Source organism: Halomonas sp. 7T, assembly GCF_025643255.1.
GTDB lineage: Bacteria > Pseudomonadota > Gammaproteobacteria > Pseudomonadales > Halomonadaceae > Vreelandella.
Genome location: NZ_CP087112.1, coordinates 2,633,497 through 2,654,275, shown reverse-complemented (window position 1 = coordinate 2,654,275; position 20,779 = coordinate 2,633,497). Strand labels below are relative to the sequence as shown.

At 54.4% G+C, this 20,779-nt stretch carries 19 protein-coding genes; 17 read left to right on the top strand and 2 right to left on the bottom strand.

What is annotated here, in order from left to right:
• Positions 1-22 precede the first annotated feature (22 nt).
• The 14 genes from infB (at position 23) to LOS15_RS12305 (ending at position 13,963) form a co-directional block, all read left to right on the top strand.
• Positions 23-2,566, top strand: a complete 2,544-nt coding sequence (infB, locus tag LOS15_RS12370; protein WP_263066271.1) for a translation initiation factor IF-2 — start codon at positions 23-25, stop codon at positions 2,564-2,566.
• Between the two features lie 17 nt (positions 2,567-2,583).
• Complete coding sequence (rbfA, locus tag LOS15_RS12365) at positions 2,584-3,000, top strand: 30S ribosome-binding factor RbfA (protein ID WP_263066270.1); 417 nt, start codon at positions 2,584-2,586, stop codon at positions 2,998-3,000.
• On the top strand, positions 3,000-3,920 hold the full coding sequence (gene truB, locus LOS15_RS12360; RefSeq protein ID WP_263066269.1) for a tRNA pseudouridine(55) synthase TruB: 921 nt from the start codon (positions 3,000-3,002) through the stop codon (positions 3,918-3,920). Before rbfA ends, truB begins: the two co-directional genes overlap by 1 nt.
• A 145-nt stretch (positions 3,921-4,065) precedes the next feature.
• Complete coding sequence (gene rpsO, locus LOS15_RS12355) at positions 4,066-4,335, top strand: 30S ribosomal protein S15 (RefSeq protein WP_009723734.1); 270 nt, start codon at positions 4,066-4,068, stop codon at positions 4,333-4,335.
• 136 nt (positions 4,336-4,471) lie between these two features.
• Positions 4,472-6,634, top strand: coding sequence for a polyribonucleotide nucleotidyltransferase (gene pnp, locus LOS15_RS12350; protein ID WP_263066268.1), 2,163 nt, complete (start codon positions 4,472-4,474; stop codon positions 6,632-6,634).
• A 166-nt stretch (positions 6,635-6,800) separates the two neighbouring features.
• Positions 6,801-7,907, top strand: a complete 1,107-nt coding sequence (locus LOS15_RS12345) for a DUF1624 domain-containing protein (protein WP_263066267.1) — start codon at positions 6,801-6,803, stop codon at positions 7,905-7,907.
• Between the two features lie 29 nt (positions 7,908-7,936).
• The gene (locus LOS15_RS12340; RefSeq protein WP_411537028.1) at positions 7,937-9,070 is read left to right on the top strand and encodes a serine hydrolase; all 1,134 of its coding nucleotides are present in this window, start codon (positions 7,937-7,939) and stop codon (positions 9,068-9,070) included.
• Positions 9,071-9,119: 49 nt separating this feature from the next.
• The gene (locus LOS15_RS12335; protein WP_263066266.1) at positions 9,120-9,398 is read left to right on the top strand and encodes a peptidylprolyl isomerase; all 279 of its coding nucleotides are present in this window, start codon (positions 9,120-9,122) and stop codon (positions 9,396-9,398) included.
• A gap of 103 nt (positions 9,399-9,501) precedes the next feature.
• The gene (locus LOS15_RS12330; protein ID WP_263066265.1) at positions 9,502-10,437 is read left to right on the top strand and encodes an ABC transporter ATP-binding protein; all 936 of its coding nucleotides are present in this window, start codon (positions 9,502-9,504) and stop codon (positions 10,435-10,437) included.
• Positions 10,434-11,195, top strand: coding sequence for an ABC transporter permease (locus LOS15_RS12325; protein WP_062372851.1), 762 nt, complete (start codon positions 10,434-10,436; stop codon positions 11,193-11,195). Before LOS15_RS12330 ends, LOS15_RS12325 begins: the two co-directional genes overlap by 4 nt.
• A gap of 49 nt (positions 11,196-11,244) precedes the next feature.
• Positions 11,245-12,258 carry a nucleoid-associated protein gene (locus tag LOS15_RS12320; protein WP_263066263.1) on the top strand — a complete coding sequence of 338 codons (1,014 nt, stop codon included), beginning with the start codon at positions 11,245-11,247 and terminating at the stop codon, positions 12,256-12,258.
• A gap of 83 nt (positions 12,259-12,341) precedes the next feature.
• Positions 12,342-12,806, top strand: a complete 465-nt coding sequence (locus tag LOS15_RS12315; protein ID WP_263066261.1) for a TerB family tellurite resistance protein — start codon at positions 12,342-12,344, stop codon at positions 12,804-12,806.
• On the top strand, positions 12,799-13,389 hold the full coding sequence (locus LOS15_RS12310) for an exopolysaccharide biosynthesis protein (RefSeq protein ID WP_263066260.1): 591 nt from the start codon (positions 12,799-12,801) through the stop codon (positions 13,387-13,389). The genes LOS15_RS12315 and LOS15_RS12310 overlap by 8 nt, the downstream gene beginning before the upstream one ends.
• Positions 13,390-13,402: 13 nt before the next feature.
• Positions 13,403-13,963, top strand: coding sequence for a YqhA family protein (locus LOS15_RS12305; RefSeq protein ID WP_263066259.1), 561 nt, complete (start codon positions 13,403-13,405; stop codon positions 13,961-13,963).
• Here LOS15_RS12305 and LOS15_RS12300 read toward each other — a convergent pair whose 3' ends face one another.
• Positions 13,964-14,977 carry a serine hydrolase domain-containing protein gene (locus tag LOS15_RS12300; RefSeq protein ID WP_263066258.1) on the bottom strand — a complete coding sequence of 338 codons (1,014 nt, stop codon included), beginning with the start codon at positions 14,975-14,977 and terminating at the stop codon, positions 13,964-13,966. It abuts the gene before it with no gap.
• 397 nt (positions 14,978-15,374) lie between these two features.
• Positions 15,375-15,704, bottom strand: coding sequence for a hypothetical protein (locus LOS15_RS12295; protein WP_263066257.1), 330 nt, complete (start codon positions 15,702-15,704; stop codon positions 15,375-15,377).
• 251 nt (positions 15,705-15,955) lie between these two features.
• On the opposite strand from LOS15_RS12295, the gene fliD (LOS15_RS12290) reads away from it, so the two are divergent.
• The 3 genes from fliD (LOS15_RS12290) (at position 15,956) to LOS15_RS12280 (ending at position 20,486) form a co-directional block, all read left to right on the top strand.
• A complete protein-coding gene (fliD, locus tag LOS15_RS12290) occupies positions 15,956-17,308 on the top strand; it encodes a flagellar filament capping protein FliD (RefSeq protein WP_263066256.1) in 1,353 nt (450 codons plus the stop codon).
• 232 nt (positions 17,309-17,540) lie between these two features.
• Positions 17,541-18,944 carry a flagellar filament capping protein FliD gene (fliD, locus tag LOS15_RS12285; protein WP_263066255.1) on the top strand — a complete coding sequence of 468 codons (1,404 nt, stop codon included), beginning with the start codon at positions 17,541-17,543 and terminating at the stop codon, positions 18,942-18,944.
• Between the two features lie 330 nt (positions 18,945-19,274).
• Positions 19,275-20,486, top strand: coding sequence for a YeeE/YedE family protein (locus LOS15_RS12280; protein WP_263066254.1), 1,212 nt, complete (start codon positions 19,275-19,277; stop codon positions 20,484-20,486).
• The last annotated feature ends 293 nt before the right edge of the window (positions 20,487-20,779 follow it).

Genomic DNA, 20,779 nt, shown 5'->3' with positions numbered 1-20,779 from the left:
TCACGGGTTTAGGAGGGTCACTATGTCAGATATGACAGTTAAAGATTTTGCAGTAAAGGTGGGCCGTGATGTGCCCCGCCTATTGGAACAGATGAAAGAAGCTGGCTTGCAGCACGCCTCAGAGGGCGATGCGGTGTCAGAAGAAGATAAGCAAAAGCTGCTTAGCTTTCTGAAGAAAAGCCACGGTGGCAGTGAAACGGATGCAGGCAAAAACCGCATTACGCTGACCCGTAAAACCCGCAGCCGTATTAAAACGGGCGAGCGCGGCAAAACTATTGAAGTGCAGGTACGTAAGAAAAAAACCTACGTTAAAAGCGCTGAAAGTGAGAAGCCGAAAGCTGCTGAGCCTAAGCACTCTGGCCCGCGCCAACTGGTAGGTGATATGGCGGAAGCGGAAGCCGAGCGTAAAGCCCGTGATGCCCGTGAGGCGGAAGAGAAAGCCGCTACTGCTAAAGCCAAGGCCGCCGAAGACGCCGCACGTAAAGAAGCGGAAGAAAAAGCCAAGACAAAAGCAGCAGAAACGCCGAAGATTCCCGTACCTGAGCTGCAAATCGACGACACGCCGTCCGGTGACGATATGCCCCCGGCGCCGCCGAAAGAAGGCCGTACCGACCGTCGTACCGCACCGCCTAAAAAAGCGGCTGCGAAGAAGAAAGGTCGTGACGATGAAGACGATCGTGGTGATCGCGAAGAGCGTAAACGTGGCGGTGGCGGTAAGAAGGTAAAACGTGCCGAACAGCGTCGCGGCGGTCGCCGTGGTGGCAACCAAAGCGGCAATGGCAAGCACGCTTTCCAAAAGCCGACCCAGCCCATCGTGCGTGAAGTCTCGATCCCTGAGTCAATCAGCGTTGCTGAGCTGGCTGACAAAATGTCGATCAAGGCGAATGAAGTTATTAAAGCCATGTTCAACATGGGCGCAGCGGTAACCATCAACCAGACGATTGACCAAGATACAGCGGCTATCGTTGTGGAAGAAATGGGTCACAAGGCGAAGCTGGTAAAAGATGACGCGCTGGAAACGGAAATGCTGGAAGGCATCTCCTACGAAGGCGAAGAGATCACCCGCTCGCCGGTTGTGACCGTTATGGGTCACGTTGACCACGGTAAAACCTCGCTGCTGGACTACATCCGTAAAGCGAAAGTAGCTACTGGCGAAGCTGGCGGTATTACCCAGCACATCGGTGCTTACCACGTTGAGGATGAGCACGGCGGCGTTACCTTCCTGGATACCCCAGGCCACGCGGCGTTTACCGCCATGCGTGCCCGTGGTGCCAAGGCAACCGACGTCGTTATCCTGGTCGTAGCCGCCGATGACGGCGTGATGCCTCAGACCATTGAAGCGATCGAGCACTCCAAGGCCGCTGAAGTACCCATGGTGGTCGCGGTGAATAAGATCGATAAGACCGGTGCCGACTTTGACCGCATTCGTAATGAACTCTCGCAACACGGCGTGATTTCAGAAGAGTGGGGCGGTGACACGCAGTTTGTTCATGTGTCAGCGAAGACCGGTGAAGGCATGGAAGAGTTGCTGGAAGCGGTTCAGCTGGCCTCCGAAGTGCTCGAACTTAAAGCCGTGCCCGAAGCGCCTGGTAAAGGTGTGGTCGTCGAATCACGGTTGGATAAGGGCCGCGGTCCTGTGGCTACCGTACTGGTTCAGAACGGCACGCTGAAAAAAGGCGATATTGTTCTCGCGGGTCTGCACTACGGTCGTGTTCGTGCGCTAACCAACGAACTTGCCCAGCAAGTTGATTCGGCTGGCCCGGCGATGCCTGTCGAGATTCAAGGCTTAGGCGGAACGCCGGATGCCGGTGATGACTTCATGGTGGTTGCCGACGAGAAGAAAGCCCGCGAAGTGGCTAACTTCCGTCAGGGTAAATACCGCGAAGTGCGCCTGGCGCGTCAGCAGAAAGCCAAGCTGGAGAACATGTTCAGCCAGATGGGCCAAGACGAAGTGGCGAAGGTCAACATCGTCCTCAAAGCTGACGTTCAAGGCTCGCTGGAAGCCATCAAAGGCGCCCTGGAAGAGCTCTCTACCGGTGAAGTTGAAGTGGCCGTGGTCTCCTCGGGTGTCGGTGGTATCACCGGTACCGATGCCAACTTGGCGCTAGCGTCTGAAGCCATCGTGGTTGGTTTCAACGTCCGTGCAGACGCCGCGGCCCGTGAGATCATTGAGCGTGAAGGCCTGGATCTGCGCTACTACAGCGTTATCTACCAACTGATCGACGAAGTTAAGCAGGCGATGAGCGGTATGCTCGCACCTGAGTGGAAAGAAGAGATCGTTGGTGTGGCCGAAGTGCGTGACGTCTTCCGCGCGCCGAAGATTGGTGCCATCGCTGGTTGTATGGTCATCGAAGGCAGCGTGCATCGTAATAAGAAGATTCGCGTACTGCGTGATGATGTTGTTATCTACGAAGGCGAGCTCGAATCGCTGCGCCGCTTCAAAGACGATGTGCAGGAAGTGCGCAACGGTATGGAGTGTGGCATCGGCGTGAAGAACTACAATGATGTCCAGGTCGGCGACAAGATTGAAGTCTTTGACCAAGTGAAGGTCGAGCGCAGCCTCTAAGGCCGCGAGGAGCAACCATGCGCGAATTTAAGCGTACCGACCGAGTAGCCGACCAGCTCCAAAAGGAGCTGGCGGTACTTATTCAACGCGAAGTGAAAGACCCGCGTTTAGGCATGATTACGGTTAGCGGTGCCACCGTTAGCCGTGACCTGGGTTACGCCGATATCTATGTCACCCTACTGGGTGAACAAGACCCCGCGCGTATCAAAGAGAACCTGCAGGTGCTGAAACGTGCCGCTGGTTTTTTACGCAGCCAAATTGCCAAGCGTATCAAGCTGCGTCACGTGCCTGAACTGCGCTTTCATTACGATGAAAGCGTGGTGCGTGGTCAGCACCTCTCCTCGCTGATTGAGGAAGCGGTCTCCACTGACCGTGCTCGTCAACAGGATGATGAAGAGAGTAGCGACAACGAAAACGGTGAGGAGACGCGCTAATGGCTCGTCGCCGTCGCGGATTACCGGTTAATGGCGTGCTGCTGCTGGATAAGCCGAAAGGCGTTTCCAGTAACCACGCGCTACAGCGCGTGCGTCGTCTGTTTGAGGCGCAAAAAGCGGGGCATACCGGGACGCTGGACCCCATGGCAACGGGCTTGCTGCCCATTTGCCTAGGGGAAGCCACCAAGTTTTCCGCGCACCTGTTGGAAGCCGACAAGATGTATCGCACCCGTGTAGAGTTGGGCGTGATCACTGACACCGGCGATGCAGAAGGTAACGTTATTGAACGTCGTGAGGTGCCAAGTCTCACGCCGGCAGACATCGAGTCTGTTTTAACGCGCTTTCGTGGCGAGATTGAGCAGGTTCCGCCGATGTACTCGGCGCTCAAGCATCAAGGCAAAAAGCTCTATGAACTCGCTCGTGAGGGCAAGCACGTAGAGCGTGCAGCGCGGCGGGTAAGCGTGTATGATGCGCGGCTGCTTCAGGTTGAGGGCACCGCCTTCGAGCTGGAAGTCAGCTGTAGCAAAGGCACGTATATCCGCACCTTGGCTGAAGATATTGGCCAAGCTCTGGGCTGCGGCGCCCATATTAGCCAGCTAAGAAGGCTCAAAACGGGGCCTTTTACCAGTGATGCAATGTGGACGCTGGAAGCATTAGAGGCCTTGGAAACCCAAGCCAACCGCGAGGCAGAGCTAATGCCTGTGGATGTACTGGTTGACCATCTGCCGTCGCTAAGCGTAGACGAAACCGGCTACGGCTGCCTTGCTCACGGCCAGTCAGCCACCTTAGCCATCGAAGCGCTTGCGCCCGATGCGCTAGCAAGACTTTATTACGCCGAGACGTTTATCGGCCTTGGCGTTGTAAAAAGTGCCCAGGAAGTGGCACCCAAGCGACTGTTAAGTACGGTCGCTATCTCGTAACCAGCGTTGCAAGGATGCAGCCGTTTGCGCGAAAATAGCTACTAGCAATTAAAAGATCGCTAGTAGAAAAAGAGTAGCCTGAGACTGCAAATATGCGTGGTCTCACCCCATTCATTGTTAGGCATATTGCTTACTGGAGAGACAGATGGCATTAACCGCTGAGAAGAAGGCCGAGATCGTCAACGAATACGGCCGCGGCGACAACGACACCGGTTCCCCTGAAGTTCAGGTTGCACTGCTGAGCGCCAACATTAACGGCCTGCAGGACCACTTCAAAACCAACAAGCAGGATCACCACTCTCGTCGTGGTCTGATCCGCATGGTAAACCAGCGCCGTAAACTGCTGGATTACCTGAAGCGTAAAGATTTTGAACGCTATCAGTCTCTGATTCAGCGTTTAGGTCTGCGTCGCTAAGTACTAGCGGCAACGATCAAAAACGGGCAGCCCACAAGGGCTGCCCGTTTTTTTGTTTGTGGTAGCCCTACGGCGCCACAGCGCCTAGAATGGTGGCGAGTCAAAACGACCCAAGCGAAAAGACAAGTAGATATTAATGTTAAAGGAAGTCGCCGTGAATCCGGTAAAAAAAACGTTTCAATACGGTCGTAGCACCGTCACCCTAGAAACTGGCCGCATTGCCCGCCAGGCCACAGGCGCCGTGATGGTGACCATGGATGAAACCGTCGTACTGTGTACGGTGGTGGCGAAGAAAGAAGCCAATCCAAACCAACCCTTCTTCCCGCTCTCGGTGCACTACCAAGAGAAAACCTATGCCGTCGGTAAAATCCCCGGTGGCTTCTTCAAGCGTGAAGGTCGCCCGACTGAGAAAGAGACCCTTACCTCGCGCCTGATCGATCGCCCGATCCGCCCGCTGTTTCCCAAAGGGTTTATGAACGAAGTACAGGTGATCTGTACCGTTCTCTCGACCGACCGTAATCACGACCCAGATATCGCAGCCCTGCTGGGCACCTCTGCTGCGCTGGGGATTGCGGGTGTGCCGTTCAATGGCCCGATTGGCGCAGCTCGCGTTGGCTTCAACGAAGAGCAGGGCTACTTCCTGAATCCCACCGTTGAAGAACTGACCACCTCCGAACTGGATATGGTGGTTGCCGGTACCGAAAATGCCGTACTCATGGTGGAGTCTGAAGCGCAAGAACTGCTCGAAGACGAAATGCTAGGGGCCGTCCTCTTTGGCCATCAGGAAATGCAGGTCGCGGTGAGTGCCATTAAAGAGCTGGTTGCCGAAGCAGGCAAACCGCGCTGGGAGTGGCAGGCTCCGGCCGAAAACGTGGCGCTGAAAACCGCCATGGCCGACGCCTTTGAAGCCAAAGTAGGCGATGCGTACCGCATTACCGACAAAATGGCGCGCCAAGATGCGCTTTCTGCACTGAAAGACGAAGCCGTTGAGCAGCTTGCGGCGGTGGAAGGCGAAGAAACAGAAGGCAAATTCAGCAAAGATGACGTGAAAGGTGCCTTTGCGGGCCTTGAAAAGCGCGTTGTACGCTCGCGCGTTGTTAAAGGCGAGCCGCGCATCGACGGCCGTGACAACGCTACGGTGCGTCCGCTGGATATCGAAGTGGGCGTACTGCCCAAGACCCACGGTTCAGCTGTCTTTACCCGTGGTGAAACCCAGGCCATTGCGATTGCTACTCTGGGTACACTGCGCGACTCACAGCTGATCGAGTCGCTGGAAGGTGAGCGTAAAGATCGCTTTATGCTGCACTACAACTTCCCCCCTTACTGCGTCGGTGAAGCAGGCTTTATGGGTGGCCCGAAGCGTCGTGAAATCGGTCACGGCCGTTTAGCGCGCCGTGGCGTGCAAGCCATGCTGCCATCGGAAGACGCTTTCCCCTACACCATTCGCGTGGTGTCGGAAATTACCGAATCCAACGGCTCAAGCTCCATGGCGTCGGTGTGTGGCTCCTCGCTTGCGCTGATGGACGCTGGTGTGCCGCTGAAAGCGCCGGTGGCGGGTATTGCCATGGGCCTAGTCAAAGATGAAGACGGCTACGCGGTACTCACCGATATCCTCGGTGACGAAGACCACCTGGGCGACATGGACTTCAAAGTAGCCGGTTCTGAAGAGGGCGTGACTGCTCTGCAGATGGACATCAAAATCGAAGGCATCAACGAAGAGATCATGGAGAAGGCTCTGCAGCAGGCGCATGAAGCGCGCATCAGCATTCTTGCACAGATGAACGCCGTGATTAGCCAGAGCCGCACCGATGTATCGGAAAATGCCCCTTCCATGGCCACTATCAAGATTGCTCCGGATAAAATCCGCGATGTTATCGGTAAGGGCGGCGCCACCATTCGTAAAATTTGCGAAGACACCGGTGCCTCTATCGACCTGGACGATGACGGCACTGTGCGCATCTACGCGGAAGACAAAGCCGCCGCGAAACGCGCCATTGATACCGTGCTGGCGATTACTGCAGAAGCGGAAATTGGCAAGCTGTACAACGGCAAAGTGGTTCGCATCGCTGACTTCGGCGCCTTTGTGAACATCATGCCGGGTACCGATGGCTTGGTGCATATCTCGCAAATTGTGGCTGAGCGCGTTAACAACGTTCGCGACTTCCTAAACGAAGGCGACGATGTGATCGTTAAAGTGCTGGATATTGACAACCGCAACCGCGTGAAGCTCTCGATTAAAGAGATCACCGAAGAAGAGAAAGCGGCGTTTGCCGCTGCCGACGAGGAAGTCACCGAGTAACACCGGTAACGTTGGCTCGTTAAGTATGTTGCTGGTAAGTGGCATACTGCCGCCCCCTTAGCCCTAGGCTTTGGGGGCGATTTGTTTTTGTGCCGTTAAGGTTTCGTCTATGGTTATGATACGGCCACCAGGGCTCGTTAAATAGCTCAGCCACAAGGACGTTCGCATGTTCAATTGGAAGGAAGTGCCCAAACTTCCTAAAGCGGAAGGGCGCATTGAAGCGATTGATCTCGCCCGTGGCATCGCCATTGGTCTGATGATTATCAGCCATACGGTGAGTGGACTGATTGGTATACGCAATGTGCCCGATTGGGGGATGGTGCCCGTCCACTTTTTGACCAAGTTCTCCTCTTCTTTGTTTATTTTAGTCTTCGGTATTGCGCTGGCCGTGGCATTTTTAGCCTCTACCCACACGGACGCATGGCCAAAGCGGCGGCTAAAACTATGGGTACGCGCGATTGAGGTATGGTTCTGGTACAAAGCGCTGACCATTGTCGAGATGCTGCCGTATTACGCTCCTGGCGATATTGTCGATGCGCTGCTCTATCAGCGCTTTGCGATTTGGGTAGAAATTCTCGGTTTTTACGCCATTGCTCTGCTGTGGGTGCCGTTGATACTGCCACTATGGGCGCGAACGCCTCTCTGGGGGCGGTGTGGGCTTATTATCGGTTTAACCGCGCTCTCCGCTTGGCTGCAGGGGTTGAGCTTTGGCGGTAACGACACATTAAAAGCGCTGCTGGTGGATCATGAGGATCACTATACCTGGGGCCAGCTTAGCCGAGCGCCGCTGATTTTGGCGGGCTTATTGATCGGTGAAGCCTTGCTACGTTGCTACTTTGATACAGCACTAAGACGCAAGCTGGTGCTAACGCTGGTGGGGGCTGGGGCCGTGATGGTGGCCGCGTTCTACGGCTTGGCCTTTGCCGAAGGCGATGTTTCCGCCGCCATGTTGGCGGTGGCGAATAACGATGGCAAACACCCGCCTGGGCTTAAATTCACGCTGTTCAGCGTGGGTGGAGCGCTAGTGATTCTAGGGGCTACGCTGGCCGGTGGGGCCGTTGCAGCTAAGGCGCTACGGCCATTAACCATGGTGGGTAGTGACGCGCTTAAAGCGTTTATTTTCCACATTGTGATGATTTTTCTGGTGCTGCGGTTTCTGCTGGAAGGCGAGGGCATGTACACCTATCCACAGGCGCTTGGCGTGGGAGGCCTGTTAATTCTGGGGGCTGCCCTGTGGATTTGGCTCACCCGCTGGATCGCCCGTTACAAATAACCCCTCATAAGTATCCGTAGGAGGTAAGAGTGCGACATTTTAAACGCTGGCTAGCCGGAGCGCTGCTGTGCGCTTTACTGCCCGCCAGCGCAGGGGTATTGGCACAAACGAACTGGTACTACGAGGTCGACAAACAGAGCACCTGGCAAGGCGATTTAGACGCCCGTATGCGCGCTATTGAAGAGGTGTTTGGCGGCGCATTAGGCGTTTATGTACAGAACCTTTCAACCGGCGAAGCGTACGCCTGGCAGGCAGATGCCCCCTGGTATTTGGCATCGCTTATTAAAGTGCCCGTGGCGGCTCAGGTGCTGGCCGAGCGCCAGGCTGGCAGGCTCTCGTTGGATGATCGCCTCACGCTAGCCCGCAGCGATTTTGTTGATGGCGCAGGGCCCGTTAACTGGCACGACCCTGGAACGCCCATCTCGATTCGTTATTTGCTTGAGCAAATGCTCACCGTCAGCGACAACACCGCCACCGATATGTTGATTGACCGCGTCGGCTTGGATGCGGTGAACGCCCGCGCCCAGCGTATGGTCGCGGCGAGTAACGGCCGGCCAGAGGATCTAGGCACCATCAGTAAGCTGGTGGGCGTGCGCCAAGGCGTTTATGGCCAATTGCATCCAGAAGCACGCCAACTAAGCGGATTAGATTTTATGGCCCTGCGCCAACACCGCGCTTCTCAGCGCTCGGCTGCGTTGGCCCGCACGCTGGGAGTGAGTGAAGATAGCTTCGAGCAGCCCGACTACGACCATGCTTTTGATGCCTACGAAGCCACCGGTGAAAATGTTGGCACGCTGCGCGCCTATGGCGACCTGCTGGCCAGCTTGCATCACGGCGGCATGGAGGAGGTGAATGCCGAGCAGCGCCAGACGCTGTTGGCGATCCTGCAGCGAACTACATCCGGCGAGCGCCGTTTGAAACAAGGTATGGGCAGCGAGTTCACCTTTGCGCACAAAACGGGCACGCAGCATCGACGCAGTTGCGATGCAGGAATTGCCTCCCGCGCCTCTCTTGCCTCCCAAGAGAGAGGCGCCGAAGACGGCCCGTGGGTAGTCGTGGCCTGTACGCGTGGGCCGCTCGCCGTGCAAGCCCATGAGCGTGCCCTGGCGAGCGTGGGCGAAGCGCTGCGTTACAGCGGCGCTCTGGGTCACGAGGAGCGATGAGCGTGATAAACTGGCCTGCCGTATTGGGTTTTTCATCAAGGAGTTTGTTATGTCACGCGCCAGCGCTCGTCATATTTTGGTAAGCAGTGAAGAGCAGTGCAACGCACTGAAACAAGAGATCGAAAACGGCCGCGATTTCGCGGACGTGGCCAAGCAGCATTCCAGCTGCCCTTCTGGCCGCCAAGGCGGTGACCTGGGCAGCTTTGGCCCCGGTCAAATGGTGCCGGAATTCGACAAAGTCGTTTTCAGCGGTGAGCTCAACAAGGTTCACGGGCCGGTACAGACCCAGTTTGGTTATCACCTGCTCGAAATCACTAGCCGCACTTAATACCCTTTGAAAGGCCGTCATGCACCGCGACAGCGATGTCGCGGTGCCATTGGCATCGCGCTGCGCGAGCTCTGCGTTGGCCCTGCGATGTAAGGAGCACGCCTTGAACGACCCCATCATCACCATCGATGGCCTGAACAAAACCTACGAAGGTGGCTTTCAGGCACTGACCCGTGTGGATCTCACTATCCAGCGCGGCGAAATTTTTGCGCTACTCGGCCCAAACGGGGCGGGTAAAACCACGCTGATTAGCGTGGTGTGCGGCCTCGTCAATCCAACGGCAGGCCATGTTATCGTCGACGGCTTCGATAGCGTGCGCGACTATCGCCAAGCTCGCGAGCGTATCGGCCTGGTGCCCCAAGAGCTGACCAACGAAGCGTTTGAAACGGTGTGGAACACGGTGAGCTTTAGCCGTGGCCTGTTTGGTAAGTCTCCTAATCCCGCTCATATCGAAAAAGTGCTCAAGTCGCTCTCGCTTTGGGATAAGCGCCACAACCGCCTAATGACCCTCTCCGGCGGCATGAAGCGGCGGGTACTGATTGCTAAAGCACTCTCCCACGAGCCGCGCATTCTGTTTTTGGATGAGCCGACCGCCGGTGTGGATGTTGAGCTGCGGCGGGATATGTGGAGCGTGGTGCGCGGGCTGCGCGACGATGGTGTGACGATTATTCTTACCACCCACTACATTGAAGAAGCCGAAGAGATGGCCGACCGCATCGGGGTCATCAATCGCGGCGAGATCGTGCTGGTGGAAGAGAAAGCCGCGCTGATGAAAAAGCTGGGCAGCAAGCAGCTTACCTTGCAGTTACACAGCCCGCTGACAGCGCTGCCGCCCGAGCTGGCCCAAGAGGAGCTTAGCCTAACCGCCGACGGCTATGAGCTGGTGTACACCTACGATGGCCGCCAGGAAGAGGAGGGGCGAGGGGTCTCTGCCCTGTTAACCCAGCTAGAGCAGGCGGGCATTAGCTTTAAAGACCTGCACACCCGGCAGAGCTCGCTGGAAGATATCTTCGTTGACCTGGTGAAGGAACGCTCATGAACCTCTATCCCGTTCGTGCCATCTATATGGCAGAAATGGCCCGCACCCGCCGAACGCTGCTGCAAAGTATTGTCTCGCCAGTGATTTCCACCTCACTCTATTTTGTGGTGTTTGGTGCCGCGATTGGCTCGCGGATCAGTGAGATTGGGGGAGTGAGCTACGGTGCGTTTATTGTTCCTGGCCTGATTATGCTGATGCTACTGACCCAGAGCGTCTCGAACGCCTCGTTTGGCATCTTTTTCCCCAAGTTCTCCGGCAGTATCTACGAAATTCTCTCGGCGCCAATCTCCTATCTAGAGATTGTCGTGGGCTACGTGGGGGCGGCGGCTTCGAAATCGATACTGCTGGGGCTGATCATTCTCGGCACGTCTAGCTTCTTTGTGCCGCTTGAGATCGCACACCCGTTCTGGATGCTGACGTTTCTGGTGCTGACCGCCGTCACCTTTAGCCTGCTGGGTTTTATTATCGGCATCTGGGCGGATGGCTTCGACAAGCTGCAGCTAGTGCCGCTGTTGGTGATTACCCCGCTCACGTTTTTAGGCGGCAGCTTCTACTCCATCGATATGCTCCCTCCGTTTTGGCAGAGTGTGACCTTGGCGAATCCGGTGGTGTATCTCGTCAGCGGGTTCCGCTGGAGCTTCTACGGCATTAGCGATGTCAGCTTGGGTGCCAGCGTGGCGATGATTTTGCTGTTTTTGGCAGCAAGCCTTGCCACCATTGCCTGGATTTTCCGCACCGGCTATCGCTTAAAACCCTGACGCTTAACTGATCGATTAGACGTATCTATTCCAAAGGTGACGACTGTTTATGCCGCTACTGCAAAGCACTGCCTACCGTATTGAACCGTCGATAGACGGCGAGCGCTTAAGCGTGATTGCTCCGCCTGAGTCCGCCCGTACTGAAAGCGATGATGCCGTGATGGGCACCTTGGTGAACGCGCTAAACGATACCTACAACACCAAGGCAAAAGGTTGGGGGCGCTTTGCCGAGCAGGGCGAGCAGGCGGGACCTCTGGTGGCGTGGCTTACGGCGTACCACGCGGAAGAGCAAACCTTTGCCGAACTGGCCAACGCCATTGCCGAGCGTTTGGCTCAAACACTGCAAGGCCAGCTCTCGGTGAGCGGTTACTTGGTGATCGCCCATCTACGCCAGGGTGACACTGAAACGCTGTTGATGGGGTTAATTCATCAGCGGGAAGGCATCGGTTTTAACGACGCGCACCAAGCGGTGCCCGCCGTCCAGTTGAATACCAGCCAGCTTACCCTGGCGGCCCGAATTAACCTGACCCAGTGGCAGAGCGGCGCGCAAAGCACCCAGTACGTCTCGTTTTTAAAAGACCGGGGCGGTAAAAAACTGGCCGATGGCGTGGTGGCGCTACTGGGCATGGAGGAGGGCATTGATGCCCCCGCCGAAACCCGCACCTTGCTGAAAGCGTTTAGCGACTACGTCGAAAAAGAGGATTTAGACGACGACGCCAGCCGTGAAAAAACCGATACCTTGGTCGATTACGCCAACGAGCAGCTGCGCCGCGGCGAGCCGATGACGCTGGAAGAACTCTCCGGGCTCGTGGATGAGAAACAGCCTAAAGCGTTTTACGACCATATTCGCAATGCCGACTACGGCCTTTCGCCGGAAATCCCGCCGGATAAACGCACCATCAGTCAGTTTCGCCGCTTCACCGGCCGCTCTGGCGGTGTCTCGATCAGCTTCGATTCACACCTGCTGGGGTCTAGCATTGAGTACGATGAAACTCAGGATCGTCTGATCATCAAGCAGGTGCCCAAACAGCTCAAAGAGCAGCTCGCCAAGCGTAAAGAGTGAGGCACTGCCTTAGCCTTCATTGGGTGGGCACTAAGCGCTACCTCACAAGTCGAAGCGATAAGTTGGTTTACAGGAGAGACGCCGTGCTGGATGCCATTAGTCAATTTTTTCAACGGGCGCTAGCGGAGCCAGAGCAGCGCGAAAATCGCACCATGACGTTAGAGCTGGCCACCGCAGCGCTGTTTTGCGAAGTGATGCGTGCTGATTACGACCAAAGCGATGCCGAGCGCGACGCGCTCAAACAGATGCTCACCACTCGCTACCGGTTAAGCAACAGCGAAGTCACCGAGTTAATGACGCTGGCGGAAGCGGAGGTTGACGACGCGGTGGATCACTATCAGTTCGTTAGCCTGATTAAGCAGCACTACGGCTACGAACAGCGCTGCGAGCTGGTGGCGTTAATGTGGCAGTTAGCCTGGGCAGACGGCAATATCGACCCGCTTGAAGAGCACCGTATACGGCGGCTTGCAGATCTGCTGCACGTGAGCCATAGCGACTTTATTCGCTTCAAATTACAGGCGCAGGAGCAGCATAACCACAATGTATAACCGCAGCGAAGACACGACGTTAATGGATTTAATTGAATCCATAGAAACGCTGGAAAAGGGAGCTTCCCGGGTCAGCGTCGACGATGTGGTGAGTGCCGTAGGCAGACGCTCTTTTGGGCCGTTATTACTTGTCGCGGGATTAATTACGTTAGCGCCGATTATCGGTGATATACCTGGCATGCCGACACTGATGGCCGTCCTTGTGCTGCTGGTTTCGGTACAGTTACTGGCTGGACGTGAAGCGTTCTGGCTGCCCGGTTTTCTGCTAAAACGCTCTTTTTCTCGGCAAAAATTTAACAAGGGTCTTCAACTGATGAAGAAGCCTGCCCGCTGGGTGGACGGCCTTTTGCGCGTGCGTTTACCCTGGCTCACAGGCTATATCGGCATTCGCGTGACGGCCCTGGTTTGCCTAATGATTGCTTTAGCGATGCCCCCAATGGAATTCATTCCCTTCTCTGCCAACGGCGCTGGCTTGGCGCTGGTGCTGCTCGGGTTAGGGCTGGTCGCGCGTGATGGCCTCGTGTTACTGCTGGGATTGGCGCTGTTTGGCGCTACCTGCACATTAATCGCGATGAATGTTTAATAAGGAGCCTGACATGGCTGATGCTTCACCACCCACACCCCCTAAACGGCCGGATGAGCAGAAGCGCTGGGAGCGGCGCATTGAAACCGCGCTATGGAACTCGCGTTTTCTTGTCATGCTGGCAGTGGTACCAAGCCTATTGGGCTCGCTAGTGTTGTTTATAGTCGGCACACTGGATATTTTAACCGTGGTGGGCGACGTATTCCGCTACTACCTAGTTGATAGCTCTATCGATATCCACGATACCTTGGTGCCCGACATAATTATCGCTGTTGATGTTTATTTAATTGCGATTGTGCTGCTCATTTTCGGGCTGGGCATCTATCGTCTATTTGTCTCTCGTATCGACCAGGCAGAAGTCCGTTCTCCAATGCATCCGTTTAACGTAGGCTCGCTGGATCAACTCAAGGACAAAATTGCTCGTGTGGTGATTTTGGCAGTGATTATCGAGTTTTTCCGAGCGGTAGTTGATATCCGCTTTAGTACGCCGCTGGAGGCAATTTACTTGGCACTTTCGGTGCTGGCCCTCGCCGCAGCGCTTTACTTAATGAGTTTGGGACATAAAGACGAGTAGCTACTCCCCTTCCAATAGGCCAATCAACAGCTGGTTTAGCCGCTGCTGAAACTGCCCGCCGGGAGAGGGTGGCGTTGGATCAGACGTCATGACCACCGTCATTTCCCGCTCGGGGATTACATAGAGCGCCTGACCACCGTAGCCCCTGCCGTAATACACCGGTACATCCGCAAGCGTCGTAATAAACCATCCAAAGCCGTAACCATCACCTGTCCACTGAGATTCTCCTCTGGCTGTCCAAGAGTCTTCAACCCAGCCTTCCGGCAGCACCCGCTGTCCCTCTCCGCTGTCATCAAAGACCATGCCATCGTTACGATATAGCTCGCCGATCTCTATTAATGCCCTGGGCGAAAGCTGCATATCGTTGCCGCCAAAGTAAATGCCCTGGGGATCCTGCAGCCAGGGAGGAATGGCAATATTTAGCGGCTCACCCAACAAACGCTGCGCAAGGGCGTGGGTGGTATCACCGCTCGCTTGGGTAAGCGCGGCAGAAAGCAAATGGCTGGTGCCTGTTGAATACAGCATGCGACCGCCGGGTTCATCCACAAACGGGCGGGAGAGTGCGTTATTCACCCAGTTGTTGCTAGCGACCCAAGCGCTGTAGTTACTACCTGAGGTGCGCTCCAACCCGGCTTGTTGGGCCAGCAAGTGCGCCACGGTAATCTCATTCACCTGCGGATCAACGCCATTTGGCAACTGGCCTAGCAGTGCCACCATGGTTTGCTCGGTAGATTCAATCACCCCTGCCTCAATGGCCGCGCCGGTGACCGCTGCGAGTACGGTTTTGGAAAGCGATTTGATATTGGTAGGTGCAGAAACGCCAGGGCCACCCTGATGACGTTCGTGAACAATGCGGCCCTGGTGAGCGACAACAACCGCATGCACACGGTCTAGCGCCGCCGTTTGCTGGTCGAGCGTGTTGAGCGCTCTGGCGCTAGGTGCCTGAGCTGCCGCCACAGCGCTTAACAAAAGTGAAATAGCGCCACAGGAAATCACCTGACAAAATAAACGCATCGTAGCACCTCGATAAGACAAGTGGCGGAGCAAGCAAAGGTTCGAGGCTAAGATGTCAAAGAGGTTCCATCACGAAAAGGGTGAGTATTACGCAAAAAGCGGAAAAGCCTGCTAGCCTTTGGGAGTCAGCTTCAAAGTAAGCAACCTTTTGATTTATCGGAAACGCAATAAGCAAGGAGTGCCGTCATGCGTAGCATTATTTATATCGTAGGCTTAGTTGTAGTGGTTTTATTTATTCTGTCGCTGCTCGGCCTGCGTTAACTTAGTACGTTCTGTTTAAGCCATTAATTAATCGCCCGCAGCTAGTTGATTTTAACTAGTATCTGCGGGCGTTTTGCATACTAAATAACGTTTTTAGTAGAAACGGCGTTACATACTGACATCCAGCCAGTAAGTGCTAAGCACAATCTGCCGCGCCTTGACCAAACATATCGAACATCATCTCCCGCCCCATCGCGGTGAGCACAAAACGCTGATAATCATTAAATTCTGCTGCTTCGCTCTCTGTCAGCACCTGCTGGCAAGTTTGCCAGTTATCATGCTGCGCGCTCAGTTGATTAAGCTCGCGCTGAGTGAGGCCGCGTTGAGGTAAAGTGAGGGTCTCAAGCACATAGCCGTTGTCGTAAAGCAGTTCGGCAACGGTGGAGAGACAATGGCGAAGGCTGCGCTGCACATGGTAAGCGGCTGTTGCCACTGGGGGGGCGGGCTGAAACACCGGGGAGGACATAGTTTTCTCCTGCAAACAGAACCAAAACGGGCTTGCTGCAGTGCATTATAAAGCAATCAGAGTGTTAGACCAAGGTCTAAAAATAGCAGGCTGCAAGGCTGTGCTTTACATACGGTAACTATTAAATGCTTAAAATTTGCCTTTACTGCTTAAGTTTAGGGTTTAATAGCCGATATATTAAGTTATTACTCGACTTCAACATATAAGTAGCGTCAAAGCAGTAGAGGGCGTTAAAAAAAGGACGATATCGTATGGCTTCCATTTCATCACTTGGCATTGGCTCAGGGCTAGACCTAAATGGTTTACTGGATCAGTTGCAGGAGGCTGAGCGGGGCAAGCTGGAACCCATAGAGCGTCAACTGGAAACCCAGCAAACGAAAATTTCTGCCTATGGGCAGCTAAAGAGCGCGCTCTCACAGTTTCAAACGGCCTCAGCGGCGCTAAATGATAGCTCGCTCTATGAGAGCCTCTCTACCAATGTAGGCGGAGAAGCCATTACCGCCACAGCAGATGGTGAAGCGCAGCCCGGCAGCTACAACGTAACGGTCGATCAATTAGCGACGGCGGGCACATTAGCCACGGGGCGTATCAATGCATCAGATGTTCAGTTAGTTGATGCTGACACCATTCTGACATTGAATTTCACAGGCCAAGAGCAAGATAGCGTCAATATCAACGTTAAACAGGGCGATAGTCTGGAAGATATCCGCGATGCCATTAATGCCAAGGAGGGCAGTGGCGTTTTGGCGTCAGTGATCAATGATGGTGAAGGTTATCGCTTGACTCTTAGTTCGTCTGAAACCGGTGCTGATGCATCGATTTCAAGCAGCAATTTCAATGATGTTATCAATGTTACCCCCACTGATACTGAGGTCATTCAGACTGGCCAAAATGCCTCATTAAATGTTAACGGCATTACTATCACAAGCCCCACCAACCAAGTTGACGGAGCGATTCAAGGCGTGACGCTCAATCTTCAGGCTGAAGGTGATAGCACCGTAGCGGTAGAGCAAGATACTCGCGCTGTGCGTGAAGCGATTACCGGCTTTGTCGATGCCTACAATGATCTGAAAGGCACCATGGGCGAACTCACCAGCTTTAACGCAGAAACAGGTGCTGCAGGCGAGCTTTTAGGTGATAGTGCCGTGCGCACGGTAGAGTCTCGTTTACGTAGCGTGCTGAGTGGCGGTGTAGAAGGCCAGTTCTCCATGCTCACTGATATCGGTATTTCGCTGCAGCGAGACGGCACGCTGGAAATTGATAGCGGCAAGCTAGACGATGCCATTGCTAACAATCAGGATGCTCTCTCGGCCTTCTTTGCAGGTAGTGCGGATAATGAGGGCATGGCAGGCCAGGTTAACCAAACCCTTGAGCAGTTGTTAAGCTCTAACGGAACGGTGACAGGCGCTATTTCTGGCGCTGAAAACCGTTCGGAGTCGTTGGTAGAGCGTTACACGCGTATGGAGCAATCCATCGAGCAGACCATTTCACGCTACCGTACTCAGTTTGGTCAGTTGGATGGCATGATTGCCCAAATGAATCAAACCAGTGATTACCTCACTCAACAGTTTGACGCCCTAGATGCGCAGTTGGGCCGTCGTTAATCGCGGCTAGCCATCATCTGAAACGCCTGCGCTAAGCAGGCGTTTTTATTTGATAGACTTAACTCTTTCTTTGAAAGCCTGAAAAAGCGCTAAAGGTGTACGCGTTTCGGTCGATAGAGATACTATCTGCCTTTCTGGTGCGCACGCAATATGACAGCGTGCGCCGTTTTAGTTGTTGAAAATGGCTTTTTGACTTAGCCGTGGTTTAGCTTTTGCACTGAGGAAACCCTGCATGGCGACAATAACCTCTCTTGGCGTTGGTTCTGGCCTTGATCTAACAGGGCTGCTTGATCAGCTTCAAGCGGCTGAGCGGGGCAAACTCGCGCCGATAACACTTCAGAAAAAACAGCAGCAGGCGAAAATTTCTGCCTTTGGACAGCTGCAAACCTCGCTGAATGCGTTTCAAGATTCGGTTGCGAAAATCAACGACCCTAAGCTTTACCAAAGCCTTTCTGCCAGCGTGCGGGGTGATGCTGTTAAAGCGACGACCACGGCTAGTGCCTTGCCTGGCAGCTACCGGGTGGAAGTCTCGCAACTTGCTACCTCCGGCACGCTAGCCTCTAGCAGGATTACTGAAGGAAAAGATGAAGCGCTAGACCTGCAAGGCGCCACCGCGATGCGGCTCAATTTTGGTAGCGGCGATTCTGTCGATATCGACATTGCCCCCGGCAGCAGCCTTTCCGCGATTCGTGATGCCATTAACGCCAACAAAGAGTCTGGTGTTAACGCCACTATTATCAACGACGGCCAAGGCTACCGACTGGCGCTAAGTTCTAAAGAGACGGGGGAAAAAGCTTCTATTGATGGCTTTAGTTTTATTGATGCTAGCCAAGACCCTGTGGCAGCGGTGGCAGGCCCCTTCACAGAAGGTGCTGGCACCCAGAACAGTGGTAAAGACGCCGAGCTAAAAGTAAACGGCATTACCATTACCAGTGCCAAAAATCAGATTGAAGGGGCCATTCAGGGCGTCACCCTCAACTTGGCCGAGTTAAGCATTGCCGAAGGTGAAGCCGCCGCCAGCACCATTAACGTAGAGCGCGATACGCTAAAGCAGCGCGAAGCGATTAACGGCTTTGTAAAAGCGTATAACGACTTAAAAGGCACCATCAGTAAGTTGACGAGCTTCAGTGGCGACAGTGAAACCGCAGGTGAACTAGTCGGCGATAACACCGTGCGCACCATTGAATCACGCCTGCGCAGCGTGCTGACCGGGGGGGCAGAGGGTGGCGAGCTTTCCACTCTCAACCAGCTAGGCATTACTCTGCAGCGGGACGGTAAGCTAAAAGTAGATGACGATAAGTTAAATGACTTGGTTGCTAACAACCCCCAGGCGCTTAAAGACTTCTTTGCTGGCGATACAAAAGCCAACGGTTTAGCAGGCAAGCTAACTACTAGCATAGAGCAGATGCTGGGCAACAATGGCGTGGTTAAGCTGGCGATTAGCGGTGCTGAAAATCGCGTCAAAAGTCTAGACGATCGATTTGAACGTATGGAAAAAAGTATTGAGGGCACCATTGCTCGATACCGCAAACAGTTCAGCCAGCTAGATGGCATGATCGCACAGATGAATAGTATGAGTAGCTATCTTACCCAGCAGTTCGATGCGCTGGATGCTCAGTTGGGGCGTAAAAGGTAATACTGAGTATACCCATCTTTCATTTTAGATTAGCCGTTACGAAGATGTTGAGGATGACGTGCTTGTCTTTCCACCAGGTAGCCATTTGGCCGCCTAGTGGCCTATACGTTTGATGGTAGAGTTTAATAGCTAACATCACGCAAAGCGTTCTAGAGGCATTTGGCGTAATGTCTATGTGGTGTCAATATGCTTTATATGCATTTTTGGTATATTAACTGCTAAATAAAGAATTTCCAGCGCTTTACCGCCAACGGTAGGCTTTATCCATTGTACCCTCCGGTCAAGCGTCTGCTTTTAGCAGGCGCTTTTGGCGTTTTAAAAAGGTGAGTTATGGCTATAACCTCTGCTGCGAATCCCATGAACTATCGCGTACCAATACTCGCCACGGCGGCCATTGTGCTGGGCGCGTTGATCATTGGCGTGGTGTTCAGCGCTAATACTGGGTTGCTGATGATTGTCGGTGGCCTGTTTGGCATGGTGCTCTACCATGCGGCATTTGGTTTTACCTCTGCATGGCGGGTGTTTATCACTGAAAGGCGTGGGCGTGGTTTGCGCGCGCAGATGATTATGTTGGCGATTGCGGTGGTGCTGTTTTTCCCGGCACTCGGTGCGGGGTCGCTGTTTGGTACCGATGTAAGAGGGTTTGTAGCGCCTATTGGCATTTCAGTGCTGTTTGGGGCGTTTATTTTTGGCGTGGGTATGCAGCTAGGCGGCGGCTGTGCGTCGGGCACGCTGTTTACCGCCGGTGGTGGTAATGCCCGTATGCTGGTCACGCTACTGTTCTTTATTGTCGGCTCGGTGATTGGCTCAGCGCACTTTACCTGGTGGCAAAGCCTGCCCGCATTTCAACCGGTATCGCTAGTGAATGTGGCAGGGGTAGGCGGGGGTATTGGTATTAGCTTGGTGCTGTTCACCGCTATTACCGTGTTTACCGTGATCATGGAAAAACGCCGCCACGGCCATCTAGAGCAGGCCCCCAGAGTAGACAAGCCCGGCGTAGAGCGATGGCTGACTGGCCCGTGGCCGCTCGTAGCGGGTGCGGTAGCCCTCGCGCTGCTTAACTTTGCTACGTTGGCGTTGGCCGGCCGTCCTTGGGGTATCACGGCAGCGTTTGCGCTGTGGGGAGCCAAAGGCTTTGAACTAGTGGGTGGTGATGTTAGCCAGTGGGGCTACTGGCAGTCACCGGGTAATGCAGCTGCGTTAGACGCAAGCGTATGGAGTGACATCACCACGGTAATGAATGTGGGCATTATGTTAGGCGCATTGGCAGCGGCAAGTTTGGCAGGTCGTTTTGCGCCTAACTTCCGTATTCCTTTTAAGTCCCTGCTGGCGGCTGTGATCGGCGGTATCCTGCTTGGCTACGGCGCACGCTTAGCATTTGGCTGCAACATCGGGGCGTACTTCAGCGGTATTGCTTCCGGCAGCTTACACGGCTGGGTATGGATGGTCGCGGCCTTTGCGGGGAATATGGTAGGGGTCCAACTTCGGCCTTTCTTCTTTACCGGCGAGGCTGCGCGTAAGCCCGTGGCAAAAACCTGCTAAAGGCGGTTATGCCTTAATCGCCAAGCCCCAGCGCTGTATCCACAGTGCTGGGGCTTTTTCGTTCACCACATCACGTTATATGGCCGGCTGAGAGATACTCGAAAAACGGCAGATTTTATTCGTAGCCCTGTTGTAAAAACACAACATGACCTACGTTTATAGTCGCTCCGTGTTACATTACTACATATTCTGTAGGCGCTTGACATTGTTGCGGCGCAGCATCTGTTCGCCATAGGGCGCCAACAGTATGTGTCAGAAATATGTGCCAACCGTATGTGCGAAAGGGCGCCTAA